The sequence below is a fragment of the Streptomyces parvus genome (genome assembly GCF_032121415.1).
Taxonomy (GTDB): domain Bacteria; phylum Actinomycetota; class Actinomycetes; order Streptomycetales; family Streptomycetaceae; genus Streptomyces; species Streptomyces globisporus_A.
In genome coordinates this window covers 6,963,978-6,982,988 of record NZ_CP135079.1, presented here as the reverse complement: position 1 = coordinate 6,982,988, position 19,011 = coordinate 6,963,978, and the positions used below count along the sequence as shown (strand labels likewise).

Sequence of the window (19,011 nt, the reverse complement as noted above, 5' to 3'; positions counted from 1 at the left end):
AGCCCCGATTTCCTGGGCAGGTCCAGCATGGTCAATGTCGCGTTGTCCGGTGCCGCCGCCACGGTGACCTCCTTCCAGGCGGGGGACAGCGGTTGGCACTGCGGGTTCCCGAACGGGACGACCGGCCGGTGCTGGCACCTGGCTTCCTTCACCGACCCCGTGTCGATCACCCTGACGGTTGTCCCCACCGCGGGCGGAACAGTCACGGTCGACGCCGAGGCCATCAACTTCCGCGAGGAGGCGATCGGGCGCGACCAGGTGAGCACCGAGGTCGAGAACCCGACCCCAGCCTTCCCCTTCACCGGCTTCCACACGCCCGTGCACAACGCTCCGGCCGTCAACTCCGTCAACGCCGACCGCAGCATCCCCATCACATTCTCCCTCGGCGGCGACAAGGGTCTGGACGTCCTCACCGACGGCTCCCCGTCGTCCCAGCAGACCGCCTGCGACGGCACCGCCGCCGACCCGGTCGACTCCGGCGCCGTCAGCCCCTCCGGTCTCACCTACGACGCGGCCACCGATACCTACACCCACGTCTGGAAGACCGACCGGGCATGGGCCGGCACCTGCCGGACCTTCCACCTGGAGCTGAGCGACGGCAGCGATCACGTCGCCCACTTCCAGTTCCGCCGACACCGCCCCCGACCTGCCCCACCACCACCCCTGCGGGCATCCCGAGTCCAGCCGAACGAGGCCCTTGGGAAGGGACCGTCAGCGGGATCAGCCACGTAAGGCTCGGCGGGAGGTCTTGGCGTCGTCGAACCGTCCGGGAGATCCTGACAGCCGCTCCCTGGCCGTGCTGGACGGCTGCTGGGGCGTGGGACAGCATCCAAGCGCAACTGGAGTCGCACCTGCCGCACGCGGGCAGGGCCGCCACCCGCTGACGTCAGCGACGTCGTCCCCCACTGCCGGTCAAGTGGTCGCCCGCCTACGCAAAGGCTCAGGCGGGCGACCGCTTGCGTTCAGCGAAGAGCGGTACCTAGACGGGCTCGGTGCACATGACGTAGAGGTCAATGTTGGAGCTCTTCAGGTTGTCGCTGCCCTGGGCCCACCAGCCGTCGCGCGAGCCGGTCTCGGCCGCCTTGGCGGGGCGGCTGGAGATGAGGCTGGCCGCAGGCCCGTTGGCCGACGCGCCTCCCCCGGCGACGACGGTCCCGGCGGGGCATTTGAGCAGACCGCCGTAGGGGCTTTCGGAGGCGGCGTTGTAATGGGTGACGGTCAGGGCGTGGACGGGGTCGGTGCAGACCGCGTGGACCACGGCGGTGGCCGTCTCCCACCCGGCGGTGCCGAGTGCCCACTGGGTGGGCTGGGCCGTGCCACTGACCGGAGTGGGATGCGACTTGCTCAGCCAGGCGTCCGTATCCCAGACCTCGCCACCTCCGCCCAGCGCCACCTTCCCGGCGGGACACGACAATGTGGTCCGCTTGTCATTGGGGGCCGGCATGGTGGCGCTCTGAATGACCTCGTAGCCGTTGGGCGGGTAGGCACAGACAGCGTAGGTCGTCAGGGTCATGCCGGGGGGAACAGTCTTGTAAGCGGACGTCCGCCAGCCGACGGGCTGGCCGCCCTCGATCAGCGGGACGCTGCTGACGAGCTGGATGTCGTGGCCCCAGGGAGTATGACCGAAGCTGGCTTCGCCACCTCCGCCGATCGGGACCTTCCGCTGCGGGCAGCGGACACTCTGGGGCTGCAGGTCGTTGACCCCGCCGCCCTCCTTGACGATCTCAACGCCGTAGATGCGCGACGCTGCAGCGGCGGCACCGTCCGCGGGCGCCGCTGCTTGCGAGACCGATGTCCCCGGGCCGGCCGAAGCCATCAGCGCCCCGGCCGCTACCCCCAGGGCGACTGCAGCGACCCGGACCCTCTTCAAAATGCGCATGAGACCTCTCTCGACGAACTCGCGTAGATATCGTTCGGTGATTGTCTCATCACTTAGCGTGTCTAGCTGTCGTTGTGGCGGTGCGCCTGCGGCTCGGAGTGACAATCGCTAGCGGCATGGTCCCGGCAGCGCAAACACCCGCTCTCCAGTTCGCGGGGGGACAGCACCCCGAGCCGAATCGAGTGTGTGAAACCGGATCCGAGCCGCCGAGGGAATCCGGAACCCCCGCTCGCCCGAGCCCGGCACTCGAGCCGGATCGTCCCACGGGTGGGCCTCCAGGCTTGGCGCATCCAGCTCCGCGGTGGTCTTGCGCAGCAGCTACCACTCCTCGCCCGTGCCGTACTCACTCAGGTGCCAGAACACGCTCGTGACGGGGCCAACGATCTGCGCCCCCGTCGCCCTGCGCCGCTGAACTGCCGGACCGACGGGAGCAACTGCTTCCTCGCGCCGGGGCGTTGCCGTCGACGCTGTGACAACGCAGCACACTTGGCAAATCAGCATGCTTGTTGGCAAACGCCACCGATGTTGCTCTGCGGTCACTCTCCGGAGCGATCAGTTGGGATCATCTGCTGCGCGCTGCCGTGGGAGCTGGTGATCCTGTGCGTTGATCCCCGCCCGGCGCGCAATACCGGTGAGCGCACCCTGATCGTCGGCGCGCAAGGCGCTTCGCGCCGCTCGTCCGCTCTTGCCTCGTTTCCTTGCGGCCGTCGGTTCGTTGGCAGTTGTGGGACATCCATTCGGCCTACGTCAGGGCTGAGGAAGGGGGCGTTGATGGAGGCAGAGGGAGTCCACCATTCCTACGGCGTTCGGCGGGTATTGCGCGGTGTTGATGTCGCGCTGCCTGCGGGGTCGGTGGTGGGTATCGTCGGCGAGAACGGGGCGGGCAAGTCAACGCTGTTGAAGATCCTTTCGGGGGAGCTGCGACCGGACCGGGGCACGGTCCGGCACGGTGGACGGTTCGGGTACTGCCCTCAGCACGTGGTGCTCAACGACGCGTTCACGGTGCGTCAGCACCTGGAGTTCTTCGCGGCGGCCTATGACGTTGCGGATCTGCGGCGGGCCGAGGAGGTCATGGCGATCCTGGGTTTCGCCCAGTACGTCGGAGCCCTGGTGGGGACGCTCAGTGGCGGCACGCGGCAGAAGCTGAACCTGACACTCGCGGTGATGCACGACCCGCAGGTGCTGCTGCTGGACGAGCCGTACCAGGGCTTCGACTGGGAGACGTATCTGCGGTTCTGGGATCTGGTCGGAGACCTGCGTGCGGTCGGCCGATCGGTCCTCGTCGTCTCGCATCTGGCCTACGACACCGACCGGCTCGATCAGGTGTGGCGGTTGCGGGACGGTGTGCTGCATGGACGGCAGGAGGATGCGCGGTGAGGCGCGGGGTGCGGCTGTTCAAGCTCGCTACGCGTTATGGGCTGGTGGAGCACGCCAGGAACCGGTTCGCCATGCTGCTCGTGGCGGTGTTTTTGCCGGTGTGGGTCATGATGACGGGTTGGGCCATCGCCAAGAAGCCGGTGCAGTTCCGGCTGCACGGCACCGGTCACGTGTTGACCGCCGGAGGTGACAAGATCACCCAGATCACCGGGGCTCTGAACGGGGTCACGCTGATCATCGGGTTCATGATGTTCGCGGCGACTTTCAGCCATGAGGCCTTCGACCGGCGTCTGTCCATGGCTGGGTTTCCCCGGGTTCCGCTGGGGCTGGCGAAGGTCGCCTGTCTGGTCATCGCGTCAGTGGGGGTCTGTTCCTACGCCACCGCGGTCATCTGCTGCTTCTGGTCGCCCAGGCAGCCTGTGCTGCTCGGCGCGGCGCTGTTTTGCACGGCGATGACCTACGGCGCGCTGGGCGTGGCCCTCGGCACGCTCCTGCGCCGCGAGGTGGAGGGCATGTTCGCCATTGTGATGATCAGTGTCGTGGACCTGGGCTTGCAGAATCCCCTCGCCAGCGGCGGAGCGAACAGCGACATGGTGCGCTGGCTGCCCTCCTACGGTGCCATGCAGGCCGCGACGGCGGCGGGCTTCTCGACCACCGTGCCGGCGGCGGATTTCGCCCTCCAGCTGGCCTGGTTCACCGCCGTCGGCCTCATCGGCCTGCTGGCCTTCCACCGGCGCACCAGGTCCGCTCTGACAGCCACCGTGCGGATCGGCCGACAGGCGGATGGGGACCCGGTCCCGGCCGGGAAGGCGGCGGATCGATGAGGGCGGTGTTCCCCGCGCGAGCAGCCCCCGCGGGGAACACCGTGACCTCTGTTACTTCCGGACTTAGCGTGCGGAACGCTCTGGGACGCCAGGCCGGCTGACCTCACGGCGCAGGCGTTCCAGGTCCGGTCCCCCAGCTGCGGTCTGAGGCCGGTACCTTTCGGACTTGGCCTGCCGCACATCAAGGAACAGTTTCAACATGTCATAGATTGCCGCGTACCGGTTGCCCTGGCCGGACAGGCCGGGCAACGTGCGGAAGAGTACGGGCAAGTACTTGAACACCGTGGTGAACTGGGCGCGCTTTTCCGCCACCTGGCGCTCCACCCGCTCGATGGCCTCCGCGCGGCTGCACCCCGTTTCGTGGCGGATCGCCCTGACCAGGTTGTAGGGGACCTGGTCTGCCTCGTCCTGGTCCAGTCCCACCAGGTCGTTCTCAGCGAAGAGGGCGAAGAAGCCGAGGTCCTCAAGACGCCGGACCATGTGGTGGCTGCGCACCGCCGGCGGGACCTCCCGGTCCAGGAGGACCTCCGAGCACGCCAGGCCGATCTCGAATCCACCGGTCGACCTCCGCAGCGGCAGCCAGTCCGCTGTTGAGGGGATGTAGCCGCTGATGCGGTGACATGCCTCACGCTCGCAGGCGTGGAGCCATTCCTCGATGTTGTCGAGCAACGCCTCCTGCCATCGCACTGTCCTGCCTTTGCACAGGCGCGGCCACAACTGCGCCCAGGCCGTCGAGATCGCGCCGTGCGACGGTGCAGCCGGGTCCTGGCGCAGGGTCGCCACCAGGCCTTCCCTCAGTGCGGTAATGGCCTGCGGGTCCGTCAGCTGCGGATCCTCGAACATGTCGTCCCACACACCGAACACCGTGCCCAGGGCTGCGGAGGCCTGCCTCCTTTCGGAAAGGCCGGCGTCGCAGCCATCGGCGTTGCCAGCCGTGTCCGCCACCCGAGGGAGGACCTGCTCAACGATCCACAGGGTGCCCGTCAGCCGGTGGTGGTCGGCCTCCGCCGGGGTGGCGGCGATACCGGTCTCCACGAACCAGTTCTTCATCCACTGGGTGACCTGCTGAGCGTGCGCGCTGCCCTGGGCCTGAGGGGCCTGTTTGACCTGCTGGGGAATTGCCGCGGGCGGGGACGCGGTGGGCCGGTCGAGCATCGCCCGGGCGTAGGCCGCCAGCCCGTCGAGCGCGCGGGGGCGATCGGCGAGATCGGCGAGCTGATCAGCGGCTGTGGTCATGTGCGCGTCGGCAACCGCCTGTGCCTCCTGCACGGCCCCGGAGGCGAGAACGAGGTCCCGTGCACGCGCGGCCTCCTCCTGCGTCAGCTCCTTGCCCAAGAGGCGGGCAAGGTCGCGGTCGCGGGATGCCGCGCGGATGACCGGCAGGGTGTAGACGCCCTCGGACAGATCGGTGTTGACGGGCTTGCCCAGCTCCTCGACGGTGGACGTCAGGTCGAGGATGTCATCGCGTAGCTGGTAGGCGTGCCCGAACTGCCAGCCGAATCCGGCCAGTGCCTCCTCCCGGCTCTCCTCCCGGCCGTCCTGCCGACCGCCGGCCTTGTGCGCCTGCATCGCCCCCAGCCGGCAGGCCAGGGCGAACAACTGCGCCGTCTTGCCATCGATCGCGTCGAAGTAGGCCTGCTCGCTGCGCGAGGCCGTATGCAGGTCGGCCGCCTCCATCACCATGCCGGCGCACATCCGCTCGTTCGCCATCGTTCCCTCGATGACTTCGCGCTGCCCCAGCTGCGCCAGCATGTTCAGCCCGGTCAGCATCACGCAGTCCCCGGCGAGGATGGCGAGGTGATCACCCCACACCGCGTTGGCGCTCGGGCGGCCCCGACGCTCGTGAGCGTGGTCCACGACGTCGTCGTGGTAGAGCGCGCCAAGGTGCAGCATCTCGACGGCTGCGGCTGCGAGCACAGCCCGGTCATCGGCCGGCGCCGAAGGATCGGTAAGAACGTAGTACGAGAGCAGGGCAAGGGTGGGACGGACCAGGCTGCGGGACGAACCGGGCCCGTCCAGCGTGAGCGCGTCGAGTTCGGGCCTGCCCTGGATACGCACCGGTCCAAGAGCGTCACGGACCCTGTCCAGGTCCGCCTCCAGACACGGAAAAACGGCACGATCAATCCCTGAAGGTGGCATATTGCGCTCCTGACACTGGTCGGGGTTCACCGGGCGGGAGGACAGCTGACAGGTAGCAGCAGGACGTCGCAGTCCCGCTCCCCATTGCGGCCACCTCCACGCCACGCCGCCAGGAAACAGGAGCCTGTCGCAATACACGTCCCGTTCTGCGCTAAACCGCCTAATCGCATGAACAGCTCACAAATCTGCGCCTATACGCGTTCCTTTACACCCATCCCGTGCTCCGTTACCGCACGTTTCGACGAGCGCCGACGGCATGCTGAGGGTCCTGGCCGGGTCGCGGGAACGGACCTGATCAGTTCCGGGGCTTCCAGCCACGAACCTCAAGGTGGGTGATCTTGGTCCCCTCGGCGGCGCGCCCCGTCTCTACCATCCAGCTGGTGATGGCGGCCGTCACATCTCCTGGGTTGACGGTGATGCGCTGCTGCCACTCCCGGGCGTGGAGCCCGGCGCGCTCGCCTCCGTAGCTGCGCTCCTCGGTTCCGTCGAGGCGTTGCACGACCCGCGCTCCGCCCGGCCGGTCGGGGTATTCGTCATCGGGGGCCAAGAGGAAGCGCCTCTTCGACGCGCGGACGGTGATGGCGACGAACTCGTCAGCGGCAGCGTCGATGACGGGCTTCAGGCGGGAAGCACCGGATGAGATGTGCTGTCGGCCGGCGCGCGCGAGGCCGGAGGACTATTGGTCGTTGGGCGCGTGCTTGACGGTGTCCCTCCCCCGGACACGAGCGAGTTGCCCGGACTTCCTACACCGCCTGGTGACGTACTGGCTGGCGAGTGCCTTGAGGTATTCATGATCCCGTGGACCGCCGGACTGGATCTCCCTGGACGACGGTGAGCAAGGCGGCGGTGTACGAGTGCCCCGAGCGCGGACCGCGGGCGTAGAAGTGGCTGATGACGCCGCTGTTGCGCCCGAATCGCGGCGATTTCGCGCTTCGTGAAACCTTCGTCGATCAGGACGTTCGACAGCCGGGCTGCTTCGCTGGGAGCAGGGGCGGTCTGGCCGTTGCGGCGGCGGGGAGGCATGGCTGGGGGTCTTCCTCTTCGTTCGGGAGTGGAGCGGATGTCAGGTGAGTCCGCTCTGCTGCTCCTTGAGGTGTGACCGGCTGAGCGCCCTGACCGCGCGGTACTCCTCCCAGGTGCTCGGGGCGGTGCCGATGCCGGGGCTCATGCCCTTGAGCTTGTAGTCGCCGGGTTCGCCGTTGCAGGGCGCCAGTCGGCGGGGATTGTGACCGTGCAGGAGTCGGTGTTGAAGGCGACGGTGCTGCCGGGCGGCTCGTGGAGAACGCCGACGTGGGCCATGGGGTTGTTGCCCTTGCCGGCGGCGGGAGCGGGCTCGCGGCTTGACCCGGGTGGACAGCAGGGCGGCGCGAGCGGCCGACCAGATCCCGGCCGACCACTCGGGGTGACCGTTGGGGTTGCGGGTCATCCGGCTGCGCTCCCAGGTGACGGTGCCGTCGGTGATGGTCATCACGCGGGCGTCGGGCGGAATCTGGGACTCGCTGCCGATCGGGACGCTGCCGGTGGTGCCGGTCGGTCGGGCGCTGGGCGAAGCCGCCGATTCCGTAGAGGAGGATGCTGCGTACGCCCCGGGAGGCGAGCTTTTTGGCCTGGCGGAGCTCGGGGGTTCCGCTGAGGTCGGCGCGGCTGCGAGGGCGGACCACGCCGACTTCAGTTTGTCGGCCCCAGTCCCTGAGGGGGGAGCCGTCCTTCCAGAGCAGCCCGTCCAGGATCTCGATCTTCCACGGGGCGATGGGGTTGCGCAGGGCGATGTTCACCTCGGCACCGCGCCCAGGTGACGAAGGAGCGGTCGGCCTGGTGCGGGTAGATCCATGAGCGGTCGCCTTCGACGGCGAAGGGCAGGATTCCGACGTGGTTCCAGGTGTCGGGGATGGTCACCCTGATCTGCCAGTGGCTCGGCGCGAACAGCGCGGCTTGTCTGCTCTTTCTCGGTCGAGGAGGCGAAGGTGCGGGCGGTGACCCGTCGGGGAGCGCCCACTCCCCCGCTCCAGGTGTGCTTGCCGTACGCCAGTGTGCGGTCGAACTCGTAGAAGCCGGGCAGCTGCTGCGGGAGGCGGGGAGGGGTGATCAGTTCGGTGCGGCCCTGCCCGGAGGTGGCGCGGAGGAGTTGGCGGATTTCCTCCGACATGACGGGGTAAACGCCCCTCCACTCGGCGTCCTCGCGCGTGGGGATGGTCCGGGTCCACAGGTCGCGTCCGGTCTGGCTCGGCGAGCCCATCAGTACGACGTCCGGCCAGCCGTCCTTCTCGCGTTGAGAGTCCTCCACATCAGGGTGAAGGTCTCGCGGACGATGGCGACGTCCGCGCCCTCCGGGTCGAACCATTCGTTGATGCTGCGGACTTGGACGTGCTGTTCACCGCGTTCCCACCGGCCGACCGGGTTCCTCTCGTGAAGGAAGTGACCGGCCAGGCGGTCGCGTCCGCGGCCGGATTCGACTTTCCAGCCGCCGCGCATGGGGGCGGCGAGCCAGGCCAGGACGGCGTCCTTGAGGTAGGCGTACCGGTCGGTGCCCAGGTGCCAGGGTGCGCCGGCGGTGATGTAGATGCGCTCGACGGTGTCCGGGACGTGCGCGAAGACGTCGGTCAGGATCTCGTCGGCGCTGGCACGGCCGAGTTCGAGGCGGATGCGGCCGGGGAGGTGTCACCGCAGAGGCACCGGATGGGGGGGGTGGTACGGCATCTGGTCTGTCCTGCCTCGGAGAGCTGGTCGACCGCCGTGGTGCTGTGGCGGCGGGGCACCACGGGGTGCCCGTCAGGCCGGGCTCGCAGGAGCGTTGCTCGGCGGGGCGATCGGTGTGGATGCCGGGCGGCCGGTTGCGTGGAGCGAGACTTCGCGAAGCAGCTCGGTGACCCTATCTCGTCGGCTGGCGGATGCGCGTCGTGCCCGCCCTGGGCCACCTCGCGGTCCGGATGATCACCAGCGGTGCTGTCGACCGCACCGTGCAGAACTGGATCGCCGACGAGCTCAGCCGCTCAACGGTCAAGAACACCATCGCCGTCCTGGTCCGCGTCATGGAGCAGGCAGTCCGCGACGGCATCATCAAAGTGAACCCCGCCCGGGTGACCGGCTGGCAGAAGCTCTACAAGCAGGCCGAGGACGAACTCCTCGACCCCCGCGCACTCACCCTGCCCGACTGGGAAACACTCATCGCACTGGCCGACCCACTCGTGGCCGCCTCCCACGACCAGTACCGCGGCTGGGGAGACGTGGTCGCCTTCGCCGCGTGCACCGCCGCACGGATCGGCGAGATCTCCGGCTGCCGCATCGGAGACATCGACACCACCCAGTGGATCTGGACCGTGCGCCGTCAGACCACACCCGCCCCCGGCGGGCTGACCGACAAGGGCACCAAGGGCACGCGAGCCCGCAGAGTTCCCATCGTCGAGGAGATCCGCCCTCTCGTCGCCCAGCGCATCCTGTCCGCCGACCCCCAGCCGGACGCCCACCTGTTCACAGGCCCGCCCGGCGAACGTACCTCCACCGCCGTCCTGCGCGACGCCACCCACTGGGACAACGTGGCCACCAAGCTCGGCTACGAGCATCTGCGCCACCACGACCTCCGGCACACCGCACTCACCTGGTTCGCCGACGCCGGGGTCCAAGTACACGTCCTCCGCAGGATCGCCGGCCACGGTTCACCAACCACCACCCAGCGCCACCTGCACCCGGACGTCCACAAGATCACGGCCGCCGGGGCGGCGCAGGTACCGGCCGCCCCCATGACAGGCGGGGCATGCCTGCCTTCCCGTCCCACCCGGGACTGTCCACCACTCGGTGTCAGGTGCGTTCCGCTGCCGTGAGGTGCGCGACGGGTGCACGGCGGACCGCGCGCCGGGGGCCGGGGCGCCAGGTGGCCACCAAGGCAGCGGCCAGCAGGAGTTCGGCGATGTCACCCCCGTAGTACATGATCTCCGCGCCGCCCTGGACCTGGTGGACGGGAGCGTGGACGTGGACCAGGAAGCCGCCGTACATGAGCTGGGAAATGATGGCGTGGACCGCGATGGCGATGCCCAGGTAGACCAGCCGGGCGCGCACGCCGGGGCGGGACGGTGCCGGGTCGGGTCCGGCGATGGCGTAGGCGAAAAGGCTGCCGGACAGCAGGAAGTGCCCGTGCAACACCCAATGCCCCGCCGAACTGCTCGCGGTCGCGTTGTACAGAGGGGTGAAGTAGAGAACCGCGAGACTCCCGGCCGACAGGCACAGCGCAACCGCCGGGTGGGCGAGCACCCGGGCGGGCAGGCTGTGGAGTACGGCGGTCAACCGCCGCCCTTGTGATGCGGGAAGAGTGCGCAGGAGCAGGGTGACGGGGGCTCCTAGGACGAGCCCGAGGGGCGCGTACATGCCGATGAGCATGTGCTGGGCCATGTGACCGCGGAAGTCCTCGTGCGCGATCGAGGCCATGGGCGGCAGCACGGCCACGCCGAGCAGCACGATGCCGCTCAGAAAGCCGCTGGTCCGCCACCGGCTCCAGCCTTGGACCGGGTTGCGGCGCTCGGCCCGGCGGGCGAGCAGCAGGTAGGCGCCGGCGACCGCCAGGAGGACGACGGCGGGCAGCAGCCACCCCAGGAGGCTGCTGCCCGCGGTGTGCCCCTGCGCAGGCATGTCGTGGTCCATCAGGCGGCTCGGCCTTCGCCCCGTTCGGCGACGGGTCGCGGGTCGAAGGGCTGCCCGCTGCGCTGGAGCAGACAGCCCCCGGCCACCAGCAGGGCACCCAGGACGAGGAAGCCGATGTCCCACCAGACCTGGCTGTCTCCGGCGTAGACGTGGTGGATCCCCAAGATGTGATGGTCCAGGACGCCTTCGACGAGGTTGAACAGGCCCCAGCCGACGAGCATCCAGCCCCACAGCACCCGTGAAGTCCACACCCGCCGCCGGTTGCGCGTGACCCGCGCGTACAGGAGGGCGAGGCCGGTGAGGATCGCGAGCCAGCACACCGTGTGGAAAATGCCGTCCCAAAGGGTGTTCATCTCCAGGCCCGAGACCGTCTGGGGGTTGTAGTACTTCACCCCGATGTGGTCCTCGTCGGTGCTGGAGAGCATGTGATGCCAGCGAAGGACCTGGTGCAACAGGATGCCGTCGACGAAGCCGCCCATCCCCACCCCGAGCAGGATTCCCGGCAACCGGATACTCGCCGGCCATGCCATGCCCGTCCGTGACGTGCCGATCGTGTTGGCCATGGGTTCGTCTCCGTTTCCCGGTCCTGGCTCCGCTCGTGGATCCCTCAGCCGTGGGTTCCCCGCGCGAGGAATCTCACGCGCGCACTCCGCCACCCGGCTCACTCAGCACGGTGAGCGGAGCAGTCCCGCGAGTGCTCGACCCCGGCCCCTTGCTCCACACGCCGGCCGGCTCCCGCTGGGCCCAAAGATGGGTGGCGTCCTCGCCGCCACGATGCGCAGCGCCACGGGCATCCTCTACGTTGTCCAGTGGAAGGTGCGGTTCCGGCAGACCGCAATGTCTGAACCGGCGGAACGGGAGCGGGCTGTGCGCCTCTTGCTGACTTCGGACACGCACGTACCCAAACGGGCCAGGGTGCTGCCCCCGCCCCTCCTCGCGGCGGTGGACGAGGCCGACGTGGTCTTCCACGCGGGCGACTGGACGGACACGGCCACTCTGGACCTGTTCGAGGCCCGTGCGAGGCGCCTGGTCGCCGTTCACGGCAACAACGACGGGCCGGAGCTGAGGGCCCGGCTCGGCGAAGTGGCACGGGTGGAGTGCGGTGGGATCCGCTTCGGGGTCGTCCACGAGACGGGACCGGCGCGGGGCCGCGAGCAGCGGTGCCAGGAGCGCTTCACCGACCTCGACGCCCTGGTGTTCGGCCACAGCCACATTCCGTGGGACACCACCACACCCGGCGGGCTGCGTCTGCTGAACCCGGGATCGCCGACCGACAGGCGGCGACAGCCCTACTGCACGTACATGACAGCCGAGGTGAGGGACGCACGGCTTCTCGACCTCCGCCTGCACCGTCTGCCGCCCCGCTCCCGATGAGGTACCCGGCGCACGGCGGAGTGCGCTCCGCTGGGAACCCGCCCTCGGCGCCAGCGCTCGCCCGGCGCGCCGGCTCTCCGGGGGCGGTGCCCTGAGCGTCGTGCGAACGGCCGGGAGTTAGCACGCGCGGCGACGGGGGAACAATGATCACCGCTGCCCTCATGAGGGCAGCGGCACGGGCCTCGTCGGCACCGACCGGCCGAGGGCTGGGCAGAGAACGTACGCCCGGCGGGCACAGACACTTCCGCCCCCGTGGAGGGGCGGCGATCGAGGACTCATGAGCGACGTGGAAATGACGGTCTTCGCCACGCTGTCGGATCTCGCGACTCCGCCACTCAACCCCGCGCAGAATTTCTCTGCGCGAATACGGAAGAACACAGAATGCACCCCCGGAGAATAGGGGTGCATTCTGCGCACTCGGATGGTGCACGCGAAACAGTCAGTGGTCGTCCCAGTGGCCGTTGTGAGCCGCGTGCCGGTGGCCGTCATGCACGTAGTCCATGTGGTCACCATGCGGAACCGCCACATGCCCGCAGCCCTCGCCGTGCGCGTGGGCATGTTCGGAATGCTCCCGGTGCTCGCCAGCCTCGCACTCGTCCGCGTGGCCGTCGTGTTCACGGTGCAGATGCCCGTCGTGCACGTAGTCGACATGATCGCCGTGAGGGACTGCGACATGTCCGCAGCCCGCAGCGTGCGCATGGTCATGACCGGGGTGCGGCCGATGTTGCAGGGACGTCGCCACTTCACTCATCTCCATGAATTCAGACCACCGCCCTTTTTGCGGCGGCAGCTTTCAGCGTCCTCCTGTTGTGCACTCTCCCGGCCGAGGCTGTCACAGAGACCACGCATCGGCAAGCAGGCTAATTAACGAGCGTGCTATCGATAACGATTATCGGTGCGATATCTGAGCATGCACTTCACCGGCTTCGGTGTGCCCTGTCGACTCCGGCTTCTCCTTAAATGGCGAACCTCAGGTGCGGGGCGACGCTGCGGAGCTTTTCGCAGGTCTCCTCGATCTCGCGTTCGGGGCTGGATTGAGCGGTGACTCCCGCACCCGCGCGCAGCCACGTCTCGTCGCCCGCGCCGATGAGGGTGCGCAGAACGAGGGCGGCGTCGAGGGCGCCACCGGTGCTTCCCCGGAAGACCGCGCCGCCGTACAGGCCGCGTGGCCCCTCCTCGTGGCGGGCCAGCGCCTGGAGGGCGGAGCGTTTGGAGACTCCGGTGGCGGTGATGGCCGGAAAGATCGAGGCGAAGGCGTCCCACGGTCCGGCGTCGGGCCGCAGTCGGCCTGTCACGCGTGAGGCGAGGTGCTGGACCGAACCGCGCGGCCGGACCGCCATGAACTCCTCGACGGTGACGGACCCGGGCCGGCACACCGCCGCCATCTCGTCCCAGGCCAGGCGTACGGACACGGCGTGCTCGTGCACCTCTTTGGGATCGGTGAGCAGTTCCGCGCGCAGGCGCTCGTTCTCCGTCGGGTCCGTTCCAAGTGCGCGGGTGCCTGCGAGGGGCTGGGTGCTGACGCGGTCGTCCTCGCCGACCTCCAGGACGGTCTCCGGGCTGAACCCGGCCGCCCGGTAGCCCCCGAGATCCAGCAGGTAGGAGCGGGCCGGGGTGTTGGCCCGGCGGCCCATGAGATAGGTCGCGGGGAAGTCCACGGACGGAGCGGCGGGCAACGGAACCTTCCGGGAGACGACGGCCTTCTCCAGGAGCCCGGCGCGGATGTCCTCGACCGTTCGGGACACCGCCCTGCCATAGGCGTCCGAGCCGGCCGCGATGATCCGCTCGGACACCTCCGGGGTCGTCCCCTCCGGAGCGAGATGTCGCGTCGTCGGCTCCGCCAGCAGGTCGGAGACCTTGCGGAGCCACGCCTCGTCCACCGCGCGGATCACGGTCCGGTCCCCGGTGAGGGTCACCTCGACGGACGGGATCAGCGCGTGCAGCAGAGGTCCGTCACCGGTGGCCGCGGGGTCCGCGTGGAGGAGGTGGGCCAGCTCGAAGGCGGCCCAGCCGTAGAAGTGACGTTCGCTGTCGTGCGCGCCGTGCGCCGCAGAGAGGGCGCTCAGCGTGTCGGCGAACATCGTCAGCGGATTGCCGTCGGTGGGAGCCGTCCAGGTGCGCCCCACCGCTCGCGCGGTGATGCCGGCCGCGTGCGCGGTGAGGCTCTCGGCGGAGCCCGCAGCGAAGTGCCAGACGCCGGCTGCTGCCTCGTAGACCATGTACTGGTCGGCGAGGGCGGCTTGGGCGAGGCGGGTGGCCGTGGCCGCGGGGTCGTCGCAGGGCTCCAGGGTGCTTGAGCACGCCAGTCGCGGGACCGCACCCGCCCACTCGTCCCAGGTCTTCCTCAAGTCGGTGCTCATCGTGTCGTGCCCTCTCTCGTACTCCAGCTGCGTCCGGCGGATCGCTGGTGCGTGGTGGGAGGTCATGGCCGTGCCGCCTCCAGCCGCCAGCCGTTGGCCCGCGCCCGGCGCTGCCAGAAGGCCGCGTAGGTGCCGCCCGCCGTCACCAGGTCGTCGTGCGTGCCTCGTTCGGTGATCCCACCGTCCTCCAGGACCAGGATCTGGTCCGCGTGGACGACGGTGCTGAGCCGGTGCGCGATGACCAGCAGAGTCTTACGGTCGGCCAGGGCGCGCACGGCATCGGCGAACAACGCCTCGTTCTCCTGGTCGAGCGCGGCCGTGGCCTCGTCGAGGATGAGGACGGGAGCGTCCTTCAGCAGTGCGCGGGCGATGGACACGCGCTGGCGCTGCCCACCCGACAGCCTCGCCCCGCCCTCCCCCACCTTGGTGTCCCACCCGTCGGGTAGCTCCGCGATCACCCGGTCGAGCCCGGACAGGGCGGCGGCAGTGGCCAGTTCCTCCGGGGCGGCTTCCGGGGACGCGATCCTGACGTTCTCCTCGATGGTTCCGTCGAAGAGGTAGACGTCCTGGAAGACGAGGGAGACATGGGCGGCCAGGTCGTCGGCGGCGATCTCGCGGACGTCGACTCCACCGATGCGGACCGTGCCGTCCGTGGTGTCACGGAAGCGGGCGATCAGCGCGGCGACCGTGGTCTTGCCGGCGCCGGAGGGCCCGACCAGTGCGGTCATGCTGCGCTCGGGCAGGCGGAACGTCACATCGTTCAGGACCGGGCGTGCGGAAGCTGCGTCGGCCGTCCCGTCGGTGTAACGGAAGCCGACCCCGGTGAACTCCACACTCGCGCCACGGGGTGTCCGCGGCTCCACGGGCTGGGGGAACGGCGGTTCGTCCAGGACGGCGCCGAGCCGTTCGAGAGTGTTGCGGGCGATGCGCATGCCCGCACCGGCCTCGGCTGCGGACGACACGCTGTCGATGAGCCGCACCAGCAGGACCAGGAGGGCCAGCAGGGTGGGGATGGTGAGCGACCCGTCGAGCTGCCAGGAGACCCCGAGTGCGAGCAGCAGGGCGAACACGAGTCGGGTGGCGAAAGTGAACGAGACCAGGCCGGGGAGGCCGCGCGCGATGAGCCGCCGATCGGCGCGTGCCTCGGCCACCAGCGCGTCGTCCAGCGCTCCGTAACCCTCGGCGGTCCGGCCGAAAGCCCGCAGGACCGGCTGGTTGCGCGTGTACTCCAGCACGCGGTCCGCGGATTCGCCGGCGGCGGCGTCGCGGCCGAGGTCGAGTCGTCGCAGCATCGCAGCACTGGCCCATTGGACGGCGAACAGCACGGGCGCGCAGACCAGGAGCACCAAGGCGGTGCGGACGTCGAAGAAGAAGGTGGCGATGACCAGCGTCACCGGGGTGAGAAGGGAGGTGAGGAACGGGCGCAGCAGGTGGGCCGGTGTGCTCATCACCTGGATGACGTTCTGTCCGGCCAGTCTGCTGAACTCGGCCGTGCGGCCGGGGGTGAACCAGCCCAGCGGCAGGCGCAGGGCCTGGTCGGCCAGTCGGCGGTGCAGCACCCGGGAAAGCTGGGAGCCGACGGTGAACCCACCGCTCAGAGCGGCGCCCTGCAGCGCCGCGTAACCGAGTACGCAGCCGGTGAACGCCGTCAGCCAGGGCCAGACGTCGTCGGGGTCCGCGCCGAGCAGGGCCTGAAGGACGGGCACGAGGAGGGCGAAGGCGACGCCTTGCAGGACGGCCGCACCGGACTGGAGGACCAGCAGCCGGTTCAGAGGGCGGGAGCCTTCCGGTCCCAGGACGCGGTAGAGCTGACGGATCATCGTGCACTTCCTTCTCGGATGTCGTCCGCCCTGCGGCCGGCCCCCACGGGTGCGGACCGGTGGTGCGGTGTGCCGTCGCTCTCTTCCGGGCCCGCGGTCCGCTGGGCCTCCCACAGCGCGGCGTAGCGGCCCTGAGCGGCCAGGAGGTCGTCGTGGCGGCCCTGCTCGGTGATGCGTCCGTCTTCCAGCACCACGATGCGGTCGGCGGAGCGGATGGTCGACAGCCGGTGGGCGATGACGAGGAGGGTGCGGCCGGCCGCGAGCTCGGACAGCGCGTCCTGGATCAGCGCCTCGGAGTGAGGGTCGGCGTACGCGGTCGCCTCGTCGAGGACAAGGACAGGGGCGTCGGCGAGCAGTGCCCTCGCGATGGAGAGGCGTTGGGCCTCGCCACCGGAGAGGGTGACGGTCGTGCCGAGTTCGGTGGCGTATCCGTCAGGCAGGGCCGTGATGCGGTCGTGGATGCGGGCGGCGCGGGCGCACCGCTCGACCTCCTCGTCGGTGGCCTCGGGGCGGCCCAGCCGGATGTTGTCGGCGACGCCGGCGCGCAGCAGCCGTACGTCCTGGAGGACGAAGCCGACGCGGCGGTACAGCTCGGCCGCGGGGATGTCCCGGAGGTCGACGGCGCCGAGGGTGACCGTACCGGCGGTGACGTCGTGGAAGCGGGGCAGCAGCGACGCCAGGGTGGACTTGCCGGAGCCGGAGGGACCGACCAGGGCGGTGACCGTGCCGGGCGCGAGGTCGAGATCGACACCGCTGAGGACGTCGGCCCGCCCGTCGTAGGAGAACGACACCCCACGCAGGGAAACATGGTGGCCGTCGGGCAGGGCCGGGTCTGCGGGCTCGGCGAGCGTGGGGGCGTGCAGCAGTGTCGTGATGCGTACGGCGGCGGCCTGGCCGGCACGGATCTGCTGGATGCGGGGGCCCACCACGCCCATGGGGGCGGCGACGGCGGGGCCGAGCAGGAGGAAGGGGACGAGATCGGCTCCGGTCATCCAGTCCTGGGTGATGAACACCGCGCCCAGGACGGACAGGAGGAGCAGGACCACGGCCGGTGCCACCACCAGGATCGCGGCGGTGGAGGTCACCAGGGTGGACCGGACCCAGCCGGAGAAGAAGTCGGCGAAGCCCTCGGTCGCGCGCACGAAACGCTCGTGGGCCTTGCTCCCGCGCCCGAAGCTCTTGAACACGGCGATGCCGGAGGCGAACTCCACCGCGGCTGCGGATATCCGTCCCAGGGCGGCACCGAACTCGGCCATCTGTCCCGCCGCGCCCGACATGGCCCGGCTGAACAGGAACACGCCCAGCAGCAGGGGCACCACGCTGACGAGGGCCAGACGCCAGTCGACCGTGAACAGGTAGGCCAGGGCCAGCACCGGGGCGGTGAGGACCGCGACGACATCGAGCAGGGTGTGGGCGAACAGCGTGTGCAGCGCGCTCACGTCGTCCTGCACGGCCTGCTTCACCTCACCGGTGCCTCGGTCGGTGAGCCGGCCGAGCGGTAGCCGTCCGATGTGCCGGGCGAGCCGGCGGCGGAGGGTGAGCTGGAGGTCGTTGTCGGCGATGTGGGCGAGGGCTCCGGCCGCCGTGCCGCACACCAGGGCGACGAAGCCCGAGGAGCAGGCCAGTACCACCAGCGGCCAGAGGGCGTCGCCGTCGGCCGGGGGCCCAGCGGTGAGGCGTTCGGCGATGCGGGAGACGGCGATGAAGGGGACCACGCCGGCAAGGGCGGCGACGGCCTGGAGGCCCGTGGCGAGGGCCAGTCGTCCGCGGACCGGCTCGGCGAGCGCGCGGAGCGGAGGTGGGGCGGGGTGCGTGCTCGTGCCGGCGGCTGCCGGGGCCGGGCCGGCCTCGGGTGGCTGTGACTTCACTTGACGAGTACTCCGATTTCAGGGACGGGCCTGCCGCCGGCCTCGGTGATGCGGCGGCTGGTCATGCCGGCCTCGCGGGCCAGCCGGGCGACGTCGAAGGTGTGCCAGTCGTAGGTGTCGGAGACCTCGCGCACGGTGCGGCCGTCGCGCAGAACCTTCCAGGTGGTGGTGAACCGCATGGCGTCGCCGTCGGTGGGTTCGCCGCCGATCCACCACTCGTACGTCTGGCGTCCGATGGTCTCCCTGAGGGACATGACGGGTGGGATGACGCGGGGCGCGGTCACTCCCATGAGTTCGACGATGATGGGCGCGCCGTCCGGAAGGCGGTCCGCGAGCCGTTTCCACAGCGCGACGCGTTCGGGGACGGTGAGGTGACCGGCTACGCCGAAGATCACGACGGCGGAGAGCCGTTCGGGCAGGAGGAGGTCCTGGGCGGCGCCGTCCACGACGGTCACGCGCTTGCGCAGGTCCGGGTCGCGGGCGACCCGGGAGGTGAGCATGGCGCGCATGGTGGCCGAGGGCTCGGCCGCGAGGATCTCCGCCTCGGGCAGGGCGGAGGCGATGACCTCCGTCACGCGTCCGGTGCCCGCCCCGATCTCCAGGACGGGTCCGTGGGATGTGTCCAGACCCGTGAGGACGCGGGTCAGCGGCGGGCCGCTGCTGGCGGTGTGCCGGGTGGCGACCAGTTCGTAGAACTCGGCCGAGGTCGAGTAGTAGTCGATCACGGCGTTCTCCGGG

The 19,011-nt window shown here is 69.8% G+C and carries 15 protein-coding genes and 1 pseudogene; 5 read left to right on the top strand and 11 right to left on the bottom strand.

Annotated elements, in window-relative coordinates; genetic code table 11:
• The first annotated feature begins 27 nt into the window (after positions 1-27).
• Complete coding sequence (locus tag RNL97_RS32300; RefSeq protein ID WP_243316186.1) at positions 28-732, top strand: PxKF domain-containing protein; 705 nt, start codon at positions 28-30, stop codon at positions 730-732.
• 247 nt (positions 733-979) lie between these two features.
• Here the strand turns inward: RNL97_RS32300 and RNL97_RS32295 are convergent, their stop codons facing one another.
• Positions 980-1,879: a hypothetical protein gene (locus RNL97_RS32295; RefSeq protein WP_158709158.1), complete on the bottom strand. Its 900-nt coding sequence runs from the start codon at positions 1,877-1,879 to the stop codon at positions 980-982.
• 771 nt (positions 1,880-2,650) lie between these two features.
• Here RNL97_RS32295 and RNL97_RS32290 point away from each other — a divergent pair.
• A complete protein-coding gene (locus tag RNL97_RS32290; protein WP_313751565.1) occupies positions 2,651-3,256 on the top strand; it encodes an ABC transporter ATP-binding protein in 606 nt (201 codons plus the stop codon).
• Positions 3,257-3,264: 8 nt separating this feature from the next.
• Positions 3,265-4,080, top strand: a complete 816-nt coding sequence (locus tag RNL97_RS32285) for an ABC transporter permease (RefSeq protein WP_199814251.1) — start codon at positions 3,265-3,267, stop codon at positions 4,078-4,080.
• 63 nt (positions 4,081-4,143) lie between these two features.
• On the opposite strand, the gene RNL97_RS32280 is transcribed toward RNL97_RS32285, so the two are convergent.
• The 3 genes from RNL97_RS32280 to RNL97_RS32270 form a co-directional block, all read right to left on the bottom strand.
• Entirely contained in the window at positions 4,144-6,138 is a 1,995-nt protein-coding gene (locus tag RNL97_RS32280; RefSeq protein WP_313751563.1) for a polyprenyl synthetase family protein, read from the bottom strand.
• 376 nt (positions 6,139-6,514) lie between these two features.
• Positions 6,515-6,718, bottom strand: coding sequence for a hypothetical protein (locus RNL97_RS32275; protein ID WP_243316183.1), 204 nt, complete (start codon positions 6,716-6,718; stop codon positions 6,515-6,517).
• Positions 6,719-7,282: 564 nt separating this feature from the next.
• Entirely contained in the window at positions 7,283-7,687 is a 405-nt protein-coding gene (locus RNL97_RS32270) for a hypothetical protein (RefSeq protein WP_243316182.1), read from the bottom strand.
• A 1,399-nt stretch (positions 7,688-9,086) separates the two neighbouring features.
• On the opposite strand from RNL97_RS32270, the pseudogene RNL97_RS32265 reads away from it, so the two are divergent.
• Positions 9,087-9,938: pseudogene (locus RNL97_RS32265) on the top strand (tyrosine-type recombinase/integrase); the annotation flags it as partial.
• A 76-nt stretch (positions 9,939-10,014) separates the two neighbouring features.
• On the opposite strand, the gene RNL97_RS32260 reads toward RNL97_RS32265, so the two are convergent.
• On the bottom strand, positions 10,015-10,839 hold the full coding sequence (locus RNL97_RS32260; RefSeq protein WP_243316178.1) for a cytochrome c oxidase assembly protein: 825 nt from the start codon (positions 10,837-10,839) through the stop codon (positions 10,015-10,017).
• An 11-nt stretch (positions 10,840-10,850) separates the two neighbouring features.
• Entirely contained in the window at positions 10,851-11,414 is a 564-nt protein-coding gene (locus RNL97_RS32255; RefSeq protein WP_243316176.1) for a DUF2243 domain-containing protein, read from the bottom strand.
• 304 nt (positions 11,415-11,718) lie between these two features.
• Here RNL97_RS32255 and RNL97_RS32250 point away from each other — a divergent pair, with 304 nt between their 5' ends.
• Positions 11,719-12,225, top strand: coding sequence for a metallophosphoesterase family protein (locus tag RNL97_RS32250; RefSeq protein WP_030593103.1), 507 nt, complete (start codon positions 11,719-11,721; stop codon positions 12,223-12,225).
• 439 nt (positions 12,226-12,664) lie between these two features.
• Here RNL97_RS32250 and RNL97_RS32245 read toward each other — a convergent pair whose 3' ends face one another.
• The 5 genes from RNL97_RS32245 to RNL97_RS32225 form a co-directional block, all read right to left on the bottom strand.
• Positions 12,665-12,976, bottom strand: a complete 312-nt coding sequence (locus RNL97_RS32245) for a hypothetical protein (RefSeq protein WP_078652205.1) — start codon at positions 12,974-12,976, stop codon at positions 12,665-12,667.
• Between the two features lie 205 nt (positions 12,977-13,181).
• Positions 13,182-14,585 carry a salicylate synthase gene (locus tag RNL97_RS32240; RefSeq protein WP_313751561.1) on the bottom strand — a complete coding sequence of 468 codons (1,404 nt, stop codon included), beginning with the start codon at positions 14,583-14,585 and terminating at the stop codon, positions 13,182-13,184.
• Positions 14,586-14,647: 62 nt separating this feature from the next.
• The gene (locus RNL97_RS32235; protein WP_313751560.1) at positions 14,648-16,405 is read right to left on the bottom strand and encodes an ABC transporter ATP-binding protein; all 1,758 of its coding nucleotides are present in this window, start codon (positions 16,403-16,405) and stop codon (positions 14,648-14,650) included.
• A complete protein-coding gene (locus tag RNL97_RS32230) occupies positions 16,402-18,273 on the bottom strand; it encodes an ABC transporter ATP-binding protein (RefSeq protein WP_313751559.1) in 1,872 nt (623 codons plus the stop codon). The genes RNL97_RS32235 and RNL97_RS32230 overlap by 4 nt, the downstream gene beginning before the upstream one ends.
• Positions 18,270-18,998: a class I SAM-dependent methyltransferase gene (locus RNL97_RS32225; RefSeq protein ID WP_030593088.1), complete on the bottom strand. Its 729-nt coding sequence runs from the start codon at positions 18,996-18,998 to the stop codon at positions 18,270-18,272. Before RNL97_RS32225 ends, RNL97_RS32230 begins: the two co-directional genes overlap by 4 nt.
• Between the last annotated feature and the right edge of the window lie 13 nt (positions 18,999-19,011).

What these genes read in the sequence shown, in the direction of transcription:
- RNL97_RS32300 (WP_243316186.1), top strand. Translation starts at nt 28, where the DNA reads ATGGTCAATGTCGCGTTGTCCGGTGCCGCCGCCACGGTGACCTCCTTC.
- RNL97_RS32295 (WP_158709158.1), bottom strand. Translation starts at nt 1,879, where the DNA reads ATGCGCATTTTGAAGAGGGTCCGGGTCGCTGCAGTCGCCCTGGGGGTA.
- RNL97_RS32290 (WP_313751565.1), top strand. Translation starts at nt 2,651, where the DNA reads ATGGAGGCAGAGGGAGTCCACCATTCCTACGGCGTTCGGCGGGTATTG.
- RNL97_RS32270 (WP_243316182.1), bottom strand. Translation starts at nt 7,687, where the DNA reads ATGACCATCACCGACGGCACCGTCACCTGGGAGCGCAGCCGGATGACC.
- RNL97_RS32260 (WP_243316178.1), bottom strand. Translation starts at nt 10,839, where the DNA reads ATGCCTGCGCAGGGGCACACCGCGGGCAGCAGCCTCCTGGGGTGGCTG.
- RNL97_RS32255 (WP_243316176.1), bottom strand. Translation starts at nt 11,414, where the DNA reads ATGGCCAACACGATCGGCACGTCACGGACGGGCATGGCATGGCCGGCG.
- RNL97_RS32245 (WP_078652205.1), bottom strand. Translation starts at nt 12,976, where the DNA reads ATGAGTGAAGTGGCGACGTCCCTGCAACATCGGCCGCACCCCGGTCAT.
- RNL97_RS32240 (WP_313751561.1), bottom strand. Translation starts at nt 14,585, where the DNA reads ATGAGCACCGACTTGAGGAAGACCTGGGACGAGTGGGCGGGTGCGGTC.
- RNL97_RS32235 (WP_313751560.1), bottom strand. Translation starts at nt 16,405, where the DNA reads ATGATCCGTCAGCTCTACCGCGTCCTGGGACCGGAAGGCTCCCGCCCT.